Origin of the sequence: Flavobacterium sp. W20_MBD1_R3 (genome assembly GCF_052119725.1) — a bacterium.
GTDB lineage: Bacteria > Bacteroidota > Bacteroidia > Flavobacteriales > Flavobacteriaceae > Flavobacterium.
In genome coordinates this window covers 63,647-76,806 of record NZ_JBGQOR010000006.1, presented here as the reverse complement: position 1 = coordinate 76,806, position 13,160 = coordinate 63,647, and the positions used below count along the sequence as shown (strand labels likewise).

Genomic DNA, 13,160 nt, shown 5'->3' with positions numbered 1-13,160 from the left:
TTGAAAGTGGAATTTCTAAAAAAACTAAGAACCACAACAATAACGGGAATCCTTCAACATAATACTACAAGTCGAATTCAAAAATCATTTTCTTCCAAAATAAAAAAGGTATCCTTTCACCAGAATTTTGATCATGTCTACTGACAATAAAGCTACATTTCAAGAGTAAAACCCGTAAGTAATCACTAGAATTGAATGTCGTATTTTAATCAAGTACTTTCTTTATCACAAATTTGCACAAATGACTTCGTTATAACTTTATAAATATTTTTCATTTTCCCAATCTATGGCAAAGCTATTTTTGGCAACTGCTACAATTTATCTTTCTTACTACTTGAATAGTTTTTTATTAAAATAAATGGGCAAAATAATTTTGACATTATTATTATTCGTAATTTTACGAATAGATTATAACATCTAATATGCCAACTACAAAAACAGATTATTTTACAAAAGAACAAGAACAGACTGCCCGTTTTGCCAAAGCTTTAGGACATCCGGTGAGGGTTGCTATTTTACAATTATTACATTCACAATCCTGCTGCTATCATGGTGATATGGCTGAGGAGTTGCCTATAGCAAAATCAACCTTATCTCAGCACTTGAATGAGCTTAAAGATGCGGGATTAATACAAGGAACCATAACCCCACCTACAGTAAAATACTGCATCAACAAAGAGAATTGGGCTGTGGCCAAAAGATTAATCAGCGACTTATTAACTTAAAAAAAATTGATACTAGTATTCGCGATTTTACGAATATCAAACAACTTAAAAACAAAAACATGAAAAAAATAATAAAAGTACTCGGACCCGGATGCCCTAAATGTAAAACAACGTTTACTAATGTTGAAACCGCAATCAAACAATTAGGCATTGACGCAGAAGTAATCAAGATTGAAGATATAGAAGAAATGATGCAATACAATATTTTAACCACACCAGTATTAATGATTGACGAGGTGATTAAAGTAAAAGGCCGAATTGCTCAAATAGATGAAATTAAAGAATTATTAAAATCATAAAAAAATGGAAAATCAATCTTTAGTTAAAGAAATTTGCCCAACCACAACACAAGAATGGATTAAGAACGGTGCTTTATTGGTAGATGTTCGCGAAAAAGACGAAGTAGCACAGCTGGCCTATAATGTGCCAAATATCATCAATATTCCGCTAACCGAATTTGAAGAACGCTACACCGAAATCCCAAAAGATAAGGAAGTCGTAATGGTTTGCAGAAGCGGTGGCAGAAGTTTGAGAGCTGCTGGATTTTTAGTAAATCACGAATATGCCAAAGTGGTAAATATGCAACATGGAATCATTCGCTGGACGCAAAAAGGTTTTCCAACAAAAGGAGAGACTTCCTCAGTAATAGGTAATACTCAGGATAATGGCTGTTGCGGAACAGCTTCAACGCCTGATAAAAATAAATGCTGTTAAATAAATTGTAGATAATCATGTTTGACTGGGTACAAAAGTTGGCAGATTGGCTTATTTATAGCCTTTTCAATATTGTGCAAGGAAGCAAATTGGGTGATGCCCTGAATTTCTTTGTGTTTGATACTATCAAAATTTTAATTTTGTTATTTATCATCACTACCGTAATGGGCGTTGTTAATTCCTATTTTCCAGTTGACAAAATCCGAAACTTTCTCTCCCGCAATAGCCTTTTTGGTTTAGAATATTTGTTCGCTTCTACTTTTGGAGCTATTACACCGTTTTGCTCCTGTTCCTCGGTACCGCTATTTATTGGTTTTGTAAAAGGAGGTATTCCATTAGGTGTTACCTTCGCATTTCTGATTACTTCCCCTTTAGTAAATGAAGTAGCCATTGCCATGTTCATTGGAATGTTTGGATTAAAAGCCACTATTATTTATGTCTCGAGCGGAATAATCCTTGGAATGATTGGCGGCTTCATTTTAGGTAAATTAAAAGTAGAAAAACAACTTTCTCCTTGGGTTCAGAGAATTTTAGCCAATGCAGAAAAAGAAGGAGATTTAGAAGAAGAGAAAAAAACTTTCGCACAGCGATTGCCTGAAATTTTAACAGAGGCATTAAGTATTATCAAAAGTGTTTTTTGGTACATCATCATCGGGATTGGACTTGGGGCATTAATGCATGGTTTTATTCCTACAGGTTTTTTTGAAACCTACATCAGCAAAGAAAATCCGTTTGCGGTACCAATTGCAGTAATTCTTGGTGTTCCCATGTACAGCAATGCAGCTGGCGTGTTACCAATCATTCAGGTATTTGTACAAAAAGGAATTCCAATAGGTACAGCCATTGCCTTTATGATGGCAGTTGTTGGACTTTCTATTCCTGAAGCCACACTATTAAAAAAAGTAATGTCGTGGAAATTGATTGCGATATTCTTTTCGGTTGTGACTATTTGTATTATTATTTCAGGCTATTTATTTAATATTATTTTATAAAATCAACCAAATGGAAAAAATAATTTTCGCTATTGTATTACTGCACATCATCATAGGATTTGGATGGGTGCTGTACAAATTGCAGTTTCAAAAAAAGAACCCTAAAAACGACGATCAAAATGGAAAATAATGCTTTTTTGACTCTATGGATTGAAGCGCGAACGCGTTTTACTAATCAGCTTTCAGTTGTAACGGAAACAGACTTATTAAAAAAACTCCCTCCATCAGTAAATAGTGTTGGATTTCTCATTCGGCATATAGGCGAAGTTGAATTGCTTTTTGCCAAAAATGTATTTGGCGCCACTGATGTAAAAGTAGTAGCTAAAACCGTTATCGAGAAACGTGATACTGGCGAATGGACAAATCTTCAGGAATTAAAAGAATATGTGGACTATGCATTTGAATCTTTAAAATCAATCCTAGAAAAGCAAACCGATGCCGATTGGAAAACTACAATTACCACAAATGAATTTGGAACAAAAACTAAAGCCGAGGCTTTTGGAAGAATAGTTTCTCATACCGCATACCATGCCGGGCAAATGGCCATTATCATTAAGTATGGAACGCACTAAAATTAAAAAATCTAATACGAAAATTACAAGTGCTAAATAGTTGGAACTATTTAATGTCATACTAAAATAGGAGTGAAATAATATTTAACATATAAGTCATATAAGAATTAAACCTTAAATGACCTTATGATTGTTATAGTTACATAAGGCTAACGTAATCGAAACTTAAACTTATATGACTTATATGGTAAAAAAAATGCAACATTGTTTTATTCTTATTGCCTAAATAGGATTATTTCTGTCAAGAGAATAGGAAAAAAACTAATTCTTCAAATATTCTTTTGACTGCTGTTATCTGGAGTTCATAAATTCATTTTTTAAATAATTACTGCTACCAATACTTCATTTGATAAAAATCAACTTTTACAGGTTTGCAAACTAAGATAGAAATGATTTAAAATGTTGATTTTTTTTAGTACCAGAAATCCAGTAACTTTGGTCTTTCTTTACACTAAAATTAAATTGCCACTAATGAATCATCCCAATAACTTACCTAACAAAGAATCAGAAACCTTCATCTTTTGTCTTGAAGGTGTTCCAGATATTGAAGTTATAACTACTACTGAAGTTGTCAAAAATTTAGAAAAATTAGCCTTCGAGCAAGGCATTAGTAGCATTCATAAAACGTGTGATACCATTGAAGGATTAGAAGAAAGCTTAAATGCATTACTTTTTGAGGACCATAATTTTAAAGATTATGAAATAATCTATCTTGTTATGCCAGGCGAAAGGAATACTATTTGTCTCCATGATTATTACTACAGCTTAGAAGAAATAGCCGAACTTTTTGAAGGAAAAATGAAAGGGAAAATTTTACATTTCGCTAATGCAAAGGTATTGGACTTAAGCCAGGAGGAAGCTCAATATTTTCTGGACATTACAGGAGCTCGTGCAATTTCTGGTTACGGCGTTTCATCAGCTAAATTAACAAGTTGTGCCTTAGACAAAGCTTTCTTTAGTTTATTTGAAGAGCAAGATAATGTCATAGAAATTGTAGCAGAATTGCATGAAAAACACTTCGCCGCTTGTCAATTTCTTGATTTTAGATTGTATTATTAATAGTAAGTCTAACTAAAGTTTAGTGTTGTATTGTCCAGAAGCTATTCCTTTCTTTGCAACAAACTTTACAGGCCTGCCCATTAATTCGTTAAGAAGCTTTAAAAATCTTTTTAAAGTTTCCAACTTGTGACAAATTATTTTACTAATTGCGACACTAGATCTTTCTGGCAACTCGGTGCTTCTTTTTAATGCCATTTAAATCATTTCATATTATATTTTTAAAGTTTATTATAATGCAATTGCAGAGGAAATAGAACCAGAATTTCGATATATTTCTTCCATTTATTGGGATAAAACAATGGTTTATCCTATAATGTTGCACTTCTTAGATTACGTCTTAACTAATTATGGAACATTATCTAAAATTACAAATATTGTAAATGGTACCGCGCTTTTCATTTGTCCGTAATCAAATCCAGATGGCTCCTTTATAACAATGGGAAATGATGTTTTTAATTCAAACATCACAAATATCCTTATTATATTAAATGAAAGAAAATGAATCTGATAATATTACAAACTGTAATTTTATTTAAGAATAATTATGTTAAAAACATGTTTTTATGCGTTTAAACGATAATAAGTACTTTTAATCGATAAAAAAAGAACAGCGAACTAAAAAATATTTTACATTTGAACTATCAAGACACACTACTAAAACGCTAATTAATTGAAGATTAAAACTCCTAAATAAAGCGTAATTAGTAAAGTGTAGCATCACAGCTTAAAATTAAAATATTTCCAAAACATGAAGAGAACATTATTTTTTTCAGAAAACACAATTATTATTTTCTTTTTTTTATTGGCATCACTGACAAATTATTCTCAAACAATAATTAATCAAGAAAAATTTAATACTGATTTTGGGATTTGGACAGCAGGTGGAGGAAATGTAATTATTAATAATACACTACCTTATGAAGGTGTAAGTTCTGTTAGAATTAGAGGAAATACTGGAATGACTCTAACTTCTCCGACAATTGGGATAAGCACATTAGCCTATGATAAAATTGATTTCAAATTCTTCTTAGCAACTAATAATAATACAACAGGGGAAACAATAACTTTAGAATATAGAAATAAAACAACAGATTCATGGAAACCAGTGCGGGTTATTACTATCCGAGACGATAATGTAACTAATAAAACTAGAGATATTAATTCAGTGAATACATATCATGCATTCTTTGCAACACTATTTAAGACTGATTACGAATTCTCCTCAACATCACAATTTCGTTTTATATCTAATCTGGGGAAAAATGATCGATATTTTTTCTTAGATAACATTTCGATCATTGGTACAACATACAATACGATTACGAAAGGTCCAGGAGGAGTTACAGCAAATCTTGAAACATGGCTAAAAGCGGATAAAATAAATGGTACTGGGGTAGCAACAGACAATACAGTTGTAAATTCTTGGCAAGATGTAGGAAAAGGAAATGATGTAAATGTTATAGATGCAGAATCTGCAGCATTTACAAATAAACCATCATATAAGAACAATCTGACCAACAATGTAAACTTTAATCCTGTAGTCTATTTTAATAATGACCCAAATTCATCTAGTTTAGATTATACCAGTTTGGCTAATAAAGCCGAGCTCAATGCAACTGGCGGTTTTTATACACAAGAACAATATATAGTAGTTTTAAATGATATTCCTTCTGCTTTCAATAGTACTACTAAAAGTATCGATTTGTTTTGTGCTCAAACTACAGCTAATCCATTTGATAGCGATGGCACTGGATTTGGGTTTGGTCAATATACAGTACGTTTTGACAATGAAGTTATCAGTTTTTGTATAGGAAGTACAGCTAATAATGGTACTACCACAGCATCAAATCTAAGAGGTTATGGCGTAAATCATAACGGAACAGAAATTAATTATAGTACGTTGGGGATTTTAAATTCTAGAAATAATACAGCCATCACAGGTCAGAATCTTTATCTAAACGCTAACAAAATTAATAATCAAGAAGTTGGAGTTCCTCAATTTTTAAATCATTCAAACAAACGTTTTTGGCTAGGAAGAAGTCAAATTTACAACGGAAGTTTTGGAGGAAGGATAGCAGAAGTGATTACCTATTCAGCACGAAAAAATGATGCAACTGAAAGAAGAAAAATTGAAAGTTATTTAGCTATAAAATACGGAATCACATTAGGAACAAATGGAACGACACTAAATTATCAAGACAGCGATGGAACTGTGATATGGAATGCGACTACAAACGCTGGATTTAACTTTGACATTGCTGGAATAGGAAAAGATCTAGCATCTGAATTAAATCAAAAACAATCAAAAAGTGTCAATCCACACACTAGCACTTCTTATGATGACGATATAACTATTGGTCTAACTGATATTTTTGCTACAAATTCTGCTAACACTAACACCTTTGCTTCAGATAAAAATTTCCTCGTATGGGGTAATAACCATAATACATTAGCCGCACAACCGGCAGTTACAGTAAATATAAGTTCTGGAATTACAACTCCATCTGCCTTAACAACTAATGTTAGTTTTATTTCTGTGGGACGCACTTGGAAAGTTGTAGAAACTGGCGGAAACGTTCCTACTGCTAAAGTATCCATCCCATCAACAATGCTGACCGCTACTATAACTCCTCCCGGAGATTATTTAATGTTTATCTCGAGTACCCCAAATTTTGATCCAACGGCTGAATACAGAGTTATGAAAGAAAATGGCGCCAATCTGGAAACAACCTATGATTTTAACGGTACAAAATATATCACTTTTGGTTATGCTCCTGAGCAGACTTACTTGCGCTCGGTAAAATTTAATGGTACAACTGATTATATGGATGCTGGTAAAGTCTTAGACTTAAATCCTTCGTTTACCGTTTCAGCTTGGATCAATAAAAACGATAACAATTTCAATAAAACGATCCTTTCCAAAAGAAATACTGCTTTTTCTACAGGTTATGATTTAGGAATTAATGCCAGTGGACGTGCAGAAATGAGTTGGTATTCAAACGGAACCAAAAAGACCATTACTTCTAGCGCCGTTATTCCAATAGGTAAATGGCATCATATTGGTGTGACTTTTGACGGGACCATCGCCAAAATGTACATTGATGGTATAAATAAAATAAGTTCGGATTTAGCCGGAATTCCTTCAACAACAACAGAATCTTTCTTAATTGCTGCTGCAAATGGAACTCCACCAACCTCATTTTTTAGCGGTTCCATTGATGAAGTCAGAGTGTGGACATCTGCCCTTTCTGAAGCGCAGTTCCGTTTTGTTATGAATCAGGAAATACAACAAGACACATCTAAAACAAGAGGAGCAATTATTCCAACTAGTATTTCGCAAAACGACATAGGAATTATCGATTGGACTCAATTGAATGCGTATTATCCTATGTCTACGTACACGTACACCAATGCCAAAGATAAATCCAGTTATGGTTTAACGGCTGCTTTAAAAAATTTAAAAACAGTAGACCTACAAACGGCACCACTACCCTATGAATCTGCAGCCGATGGACTGTGGCAAACTACGGAAACGTGGACCAATAGTGATTTACAAGACTTACCTTATAGCATAGCTATTGAAGATCCTACTAAAACTATTGATTGGAACATTGTAAAAACAACCCACAATATTACATCAAATGGAAACAAAACTGTTCTTGGTTTATTTGTAAATAGTAATACGCTAACAGCAACTTCGGCTTCTGGTTTACAAACGGATGGCACTAAAATAGAAGTCTCTCATTATCTAAAACTCGACGGAAAAATCGATTTGGTAGGAAGATCGCAATTGGTACAAAAAACAGGCAGTGATTTAGACCCCACAAGTTTTGGTTCATTAGAAAGAGATCAACAAGGACAATCCAATAAATTCAATTATAACTATTGGGGATCTCCTGTAGGTGGAATTAACGCCACAACCAACAACAATAATTTTAGTGTGGCTGAGGTTTTAAGAAACGGAACTGATCCTGCAGCACCAGGAACTATAACTTGGATTAATGGCTTTGATGGCGCAACATCTCCATTTAGTCTTGCCAGATATTGGATTTATAAATTTGACAGTAACCGGCATGCAACTGATTATGCTAACTGGACTCAAATAGGTGAAACAGGAATACTTGAAGCAGGTAAAGGATTTACTTTGAAAGGAAGCAGTGCATCAACTGCAAACCAAAACTTAACCTTTGTAGGGAAACCCAATAACGGAACAATAACAAATGTAGTTGGTTCAGATCAACTATTACTAGTAGGAAATCCCTATCCGTCAGCACTAGACGCTACTAAATTTATTAATGACAATATTAGTTCCATTGAAACATCAACTACTGATCCAGTAATTGACGGTACTTTGTATTTTTGGGAACATTACACAACTAATTCGTCCCATAATTTAGGTGCTTATCAAGGAGGTTATGGTATACGCAATCTGGCTGGAGGAGTCGCTCCAAGTTCCGTAGGTGTCGATTATATAAATACTACTGGGACTTCACTAAGGGAAGAACCTAAAAGATACATCCCCGTTGGACAAGGATTTTTTGTAATTGGAAAAATTGGATCTGGTGGTACCGTAACTTTTAATAATAGTCAAAGAGATTTTGTCAAAGAAGATTCTCTTGGTCTTTCGCAAATAATGTATAGAATCCCCACGACACCTAAAGATTCAAATCATTGGACTGACAATAGCAATGCTCAAATAGAGACCGATACACACAAAAGAGTTCGTCTGGGTTTCAATTTTTACGTCCAAAACTTTCACAGGCAAGTACTTTTAGCTTTTCTGGATGAGAAAGCTAACACGGAAATGAATGATGGTTATGATGCCTATAACATTGATGATTCTCCAAGTGATATGTATTTGTTGCACGGCGAAAATGAGCTGGCAATACAAGGTGAAGGTTATTTTGATGAAAAAGCCACCTATGCTATTGGTGTGCGATCAGTCGCAACAGGAAAAATTTCTTTTGTTTTAGATGGCTTAGAAAATTTTGACGAAAACCAGAATGTTTTTATTCATGACGCCCAAACGGCTACCTATAATAACATCAAAGACAAAGCATACGAGGTCGAACTTCCAAAAGGAACTTTCAACGAGCGTTTCTCTTTACGTTTCACTGATAAAAGTCTTGCTACGAATGAGCTGCAGTATGAAAACACAATCACTGTATTTTTTACACGTTCCAATAATGTGTTGAACATTAAAAATAATGCTATTGACAACACCGTTCTTTCTGCTTCGTTGTATAACATTCAAGGAAAATTAATTTCCAAGTGGGACGTGAAAGAAAAAGAGCAATCGAATATTAAAATACCAATTGAGGACAAAATTTCTGCTTTGTATGTTGTAAAAATCAAAACGACTAAAGGTCACATCAGCAAGAAAATCATAATAAAATAATCGAAAAATCCTACCTAGTTTTAAAACGACGTCTCTTAAACGGGAAGTTTTTTTATGCTGTTCAAATTGCTACTTTCAAAATAAAAGTATGGTGTAGATTATTGAAAAAACACTCCGTTATTTTCTTTACAATATCAATTTACGATTTTTTGTTTCTTATATTTGGGCCGGTTTCTATTACTATTGCTCGATAAAAATTACTATTTATTTGACTCTAACACTCCACTCAAAATCCATTTCGGATACTTGAATTCCTTTTTCATCGGTTCCAATGGATTTCATCCAAAAAGTTTGTCCTTCGCCTGAGGCAATAGTATCTTGAATCGCTTTCTCTATCAAATGCCCGTCATTGCAAGCAAAAGTGATTCTGCCAGTTGCTTTCTTTGTGAAATTTCCTTTATTATTGGCAACTAACATAGAGATCTTCCTGCCACATTTTTGAATTTGGAACATCACTAAAGCTCCTGTAGCAAGTTCAGCAGCCATTGCTTGTACGGCAAAATACATCGAATTAAATGGATTTTGGTTGATCCATCGGTGTTTTACAGAGACTACGCATTGGTTCTCATCTATAGTTTTTACCCGTACCCCACAAATAAATGCCGATGGTAATTTGAAAAGTAGAAATTTATTAAGTTTTGATGCTGTAAGTTTCATAGGTAGCAATATTTTTTTAAAGAGAAAAGGGATTACCAATGTTGATTGTTATTGCGATTTAAGATACGGATGCGCTCATTATCAATTGGTTTTTTGCTAAAATACAAAAAAATAGTATGCGTACATATTAAATTAATATGTTAACATTGTGTTAATATTTAGTACTATGTAAAACAAGATACTGTCTTTTAGATATATATTTGCATAAGAAATTACTAGGCAACGTATTTAGCTAATCTCGGAAAGTTTTAATCATCATCAAAATCAACAACAATGGAATCAACCACTGAAAAAAACATTGCAACTTTTACTCATTTGAGTACTTTAACACAGTATTTCATCCCTTTTGGAAATTATATTTTTCCCATCATTCTTTGGAGTACCAAAAAAGAGAAATCTGAATTTGTAGATCACCACGGAAAGCAAGTCTTGAATTTTCAGTTGAGTTTACTGCTGTACTCGTTAGTACTGATTATGATTGCAATTCCCTCTTTTTTTATTTCCGTGTTCAAAAATGTTTCTTTTAAGTCATTGGTAAATCATCATGATATGTCACTTTCAAATTTTAATTTTGAGGACAATATTGGAATGCTAACTCTAGGTATAGTTGCTATTTTAATTTTTGGTCTTTTGAAAGTAGCTGAATTCTTTTTGATTATTTATGCTTCAATCAAAACAGCCAATGGAGATAAATATAAATATCCGATAACGATTCCGTTCCTTAAATAAGAAAGCAATCAAATTATAATAGAATATATGGAATACCTAAAACGAATGAACTAGCCCTGATTGCAATGGAAATCCTTTTATATTTTTTCTTTAAAAATATAAAAGATTGAAATGGAAAGCAGGAATGAGCTCCAAAAAAATAAAAAGAGTATCAGGCAATACGAGGTTGCTTCGTTCCTCGCAATGACAAATCATCGATCAAAAAACGAACTGTTTAATCAACACAAAATCAAAAAAAAGAAATTATGAACATTGAAAACACAAAAGCACAGATGCGAAAAGGTGTTCTCGAGTTTTGCATCCTATCGGTATTAAAAGAGAAAGATGCGTACACATCGGAAATATTGGACACTTTAAAGAATGCCAAATTATTAGTGGTGGAGGGAACGATTTATCCGCTGCTAACGCGATTAAAAAATGATGGATTGCTCAACTACCGCTGGGAAGAATCTAATTCAGGACCTCCCAGAAAGTATTACGGTTTAACCGAAATTGGTCAAGCTTTTTTAAACGAACTAAATGGTACTTGGACTGAATTATCCGATGCCGTAAACCTAATAACCAACCAAAAACAATAGTCATGAACAAAACTGTAAATATAAACCTAGGCGGAATGTTCTTTCACATAGATGAAGATGCATACCAAAAATTGACACGCTATTTTGACGCGATAAAGCGTTCTTTATCCAATTCATCAGGACACGATGAAATCATCAAAGATATTGAAATGCGTGTTTCGGAATTATTGAATGAAAAGCAAAAATCAGATAAATATGTTATTGGTTTAAAAGATGTTGACGAAGTGATTGCGGTTATGGGACAACCGGAAGATTACATCATTGAAGATGATCTGAAAGGTTCGCAAAATTATACTGATTACTCAAAAAGCAGTACTAAAAAATTATACCGTGACAAAGAAAAAGGGATGATTGGTGGCGTGGCTTCAGGATTAGGTTATTATTTTGGCGTTGACGCGGTGTGGATCAGAATTGCACTTATTTTACTAGTTTTTGCTGGATTTGGAACTGGAATCCTAGCCTATATCATCCTTTGGATTGTAACTCCGGAAGCAGTTACTACCACTGAAAAACTGGAAATGACGGGGGAACCAGTTACGATTTCGAACATTGAAAAAAAAGTACGTGAAGAATTTGAAAATGTTTCGGACAAGATTAAAAATGTTGACTACGACAAGTATGGCAACCAGATAAAAACAGGCGCTAACAAAATTGGAAACTCTTTTGGTGATTTTATACTGACAGTTTTTAAAATTTTCGCAAAAGTTTTAGGTGTAATTTTAATCATCACCGGGATAACAATATTGTTTTTTCTGTTGATCGGAATTTTTACTTTAGGGTCTGGGGTATTTATTGATTTTCCTTGGCAAGGTTTTATAGAAGCTGGTAACTTTACGGATTATCCTATATGGGCTTTTGGACTTTTGATGTTCTTCGCCGCTGGAATTCCGTTCTTTTTCTTAGCGTTATTGGGTTTCAAATTATTGGCTCCAAACATGAAATCTATTGGAAATATTGCAAAATACACCTTGTTAGCACTCTGGTTAATTGCAGTTGCATTAGCAATATCAATTGGAATAAAACAAGCCAGTGCTTTTGCAGTTGATGGACGAGTGGTGAAGAAAGAAACAATCAATTTAAATCTAAATGATACGCTTTTTATCAAATTCAAACACAATGATTATTTTGCTAAAAATGTAGAAGACCAAAATGATTTCATGGTCACACAAGATTCTACCGGAACTGATATTATTTATTCGAATGAAGTAAGTTTTAAAATCGAAAAAACAGACGAGAAGCTACCTTACATTCAAATTGAAAAAGAGGCAAGAGGAAGATCATTATCAGAAGCAAAAAACAGAGCTGAAAAAATTAAATATGGGTATAAAATAATAGGCAATCAACTGATTTTAGACAACTATTTACTGACTGATTTAAAAAATAAATACAGAGATCAAGAGATTGAAATAACTTTATTTGTGCCAGAAGGAACATTATTAAAACCAGATGCTTCCTTGCAAAATTACGACCAATCTGATGATGAATTTTTTAATTTACATTACAGTTCAGACAATTACATTTACAAAGTTGAAAATTCTCAAATAAAATGTTTAAATTGTCCCGCAGATGAAAACGAGTATAACGATGTAGAAACCCGCACTAATGATGATAGTACGAATGTGACAGTAACTATTAACGATAACGGAGTTTCAATAGAAAAAGATACTCTAAAATCAAACAGCAGTAGTAAAGGATTGAAAATAAATAAAGACGGTATAATCATTAAAACGAACTAG

At 33.3% G+C, this 13,160-nt stretch carries 11 protein-coding genes; 10 read left to right on the top strand and 1 reads right to left on the bottom strand.

Annotated features, from left to right (window positions below):
• Nucleotides 1-422 precede the first annotated feature (422 nt).
• From ACEN2F_RS09960 to ACEN2F_RS09930, 7 genes are all read left to right on the top strand, one after another.
• Nucleotides 423-725, top strand: coding sequence for an ArsR/SmtB family transcription factor (locus ACEN2F_RS09960; RefSeq protein ID WP_441738544.1), 303 nt, complete (start codon nt 423-425; stop codon nt 723-725).
• Between the two features lie 59 nt (nt 726-784).
• The gene (locus ACEN2F_RS09955) at nt 785-1,024 is read left to right on the top strand and encodes a thioredoxin family protein (protein WP_441738542.1); all 240 of its coding nucleotides are present in this window, start codon (nt 785-787) and stop codon (nt 1,022-1,024) included.
• Between the two features lie 4 nt (nt 1,025-1,028).
• Nucleotides 1,029-1,439, top strand: coding sequence for a rhodanese-like domain-containing protein (locus ACEN2F_RS09950; RefSeq protein WP_441738539.1), 411 nt, complete (start codon nt 1,029-1,031; stop codon nt 1,437-1,439).
• A gap of 17 nt (nt 1,440-1,456) precedes the next feature.
• The gene (locus tag ACEN2F_RS09945) at nt 1,457-2,431 is read left to right on the top strand and encodes a permease (RefSeq protein ID WP_441738537.1); all 975 of its coding nucleotides are present in this window, start codon (nt 1,457-1,459) and stop codon (nt 2,429-2,431) included.
• 119 nt (nt 2,432-2,550) lie between these two features.
• Nucleotides 2,551-3,003 carry a DinB family protein gene (locus tag ACEN2F_RS09940; RefSeq protein WP_441738534.1) on the top strand — a complete coding sequence of 151 codons (453 nt, stop codon included), beginning with the start codon at nt 2,551-2,553 and terminating at the stop codon, nt 3,001-3,003.
• Nucleotides 3,004-3,474: 471 nt separating this feature from the next.
• The gene (locus tag ACEN2F_RS09935; protein ID WP_441738533.1) at nt 3,475-4,062 is read left to right on the top strand and encodes a DUF6642 family protein; all 588 of its coding nucleotides are present in this window, start codon (nt 3,475-3,477) and stop codon (nt 4,060-4,062) included.
• A 748-nt stretch (nt 4,063-4,810) separates the two neighbouring features.
• On the top strand, nt 4,811-9,460 hold the full coding sequence (locus ACEN2F_RS09930) for a LamG-like jellyroll fold domain-containing protein (RefSeq protein WP_441738530.1): 4,650 nt from the start codon (nt 4,811-4,813) through the stop codon (nt 9,458-9,460).
• A 204-nt stretch (nt 9,461-9,664) separates the two neighbouring features.
• On the opposite strand, the gene ACEN2F_RS09925 is transcribed toward ACEN2F_RS09930, so the two are convergent.
• Nucleotides 9,665-10,117, bottom strand: coding sequence for a DUF4442 domain-containing protein (locus ACEN2F_RS09925; RefSeq protein ID WP_441738527.1), 453 nt, complete (start codon nt 10,115-10,117; stop codon nt 9,665-9,667).
• A gap of 273 nt (nt 10,118-10,390) precedes the next feature.
• Between ACEN2F_RS09925 and ACEN2F_RS09920 the strand changes: the two genes are divergently transcribed.
• From ACEN2F_RS09920 to ACEN2F_RS09910, 3 genes are all read left to right on the top strand, one after another.
• Nucleotides 10,391-10,846: a DUF4870 domain-containing protein gene (locus ACEN2F_RS09920; protein WP_441738524.1), complete on the top strand. Its 456-nt coding sequence runs from the start codon at nt 10,391-10,393 to the stop codon at nt 10,844-10,846.
• A gap of 245 nt (nt 10,847-11,091) precedes the next feature.
• Nucleotides 11,092-11,424 carry a PadR family transcriptional regulator gene (locus ACEN2F_RS09915; RefSeq protein ID WP_441738522.1) on the top strand — a complete coding sequence of 111 codons (333 nt, stop codon included), beginning with the start codon at nt 11,092-11,094 and terminating at the stop codon, nt 11,422-11,424.
• 2 nt (nt 11,425-11,426) lie between these two features.
• Nucleotides 11,427-13,160 (top strand): PspC domain-containing protein, encoded by a 1,734-nt coding sequence (locus ACEN2F_RS09910; RefSeq protein WP_441738520.1) that lies wholly within the window; start codon nt 11,427-11,429, stop codon nt 13,158-13,160.

Excerpts from the sequence above, each read along its gene's own strand:
- ACEN2F_RS09960 (WP_441738544.1), top strand. The coding sequence starts at position 423 with ATGCCAACTACAAAAACAGATTATTTTACAAAAGAACAAGAACAGACT.
- ACEN2F_RS09955 (WP_441738542.1), top strand. The coding sequence starts at position 785 with ATGAAAAAAATAATAAAAGTACTCGGACCCGGATGCCCTAAATGTAAA.
- ACEN2F_RS09950 (WP_441738539.1), top strand. The coding sequence starts at position 1,029 with ATGGAAAATCAATCTTTAGTTAAAGAAATTTGCCCAACCACAACACAA.
- ACEN2F_RS09945 (WP_441738537.1), top strand. The coding sequence starts at position 1,457 with ATGTTTGACTGGGTACAAAAGTTGGCAGATTGGCTTATTTATAGCCTT.
- ACEN2F_RS09940 (WP_441738534.1), top strand. The coding sequence starts at position 2,551 with ATGGAAAATAATGCTTTTTTGACTCTATGGATTGAAGCGCGAACGCGT.
- ACEN2F_RS09935 (WP_441738533.1), top strand. The coding sequence starts at position 3,475 with ATGAATCATCCCAATAACTTACCTAACAAAGAATCAGAAACCTTCATC.
- ACEN2F_RS09930 (WP_441738530.1), top strand. The coding sequence starts at position 4,811 with ATGAAGAGAACATTATTTTTTTCAGAAAACACAATTATTATTTTCTTT.
- ACEN2F_RS09925 (WP_441738527.1), bottom strand. The coding sequence starts at position 10,117 with ATGAAACTTACAGCATCAAAACTTAATAAATTTCTACTTTTCAAATTA.
- ACEN2F_RS09920 (WP_441738524.1), top strand. The coding sequence starts at position 10,391 with ATGGAATCAACCACTGAAAAAAACATTGCAACTTTTACTCATTTGAGT.
- ACEN2F_RS09915 (WP_441738522.1), top strand. The coding sequence starts at position 11,092 with ATGAACATTGAAAACACAAAAGCACAGATGCGAAAAGGTGTTCTCGAG.
- ACEN2F_RS09910 (WP_441738520.1), top strand. The coding sequence starts at position 11,427 with ATGAACAAAACTGTAAATATAAACCTAGGCGGAATGTTCTTTCACATA.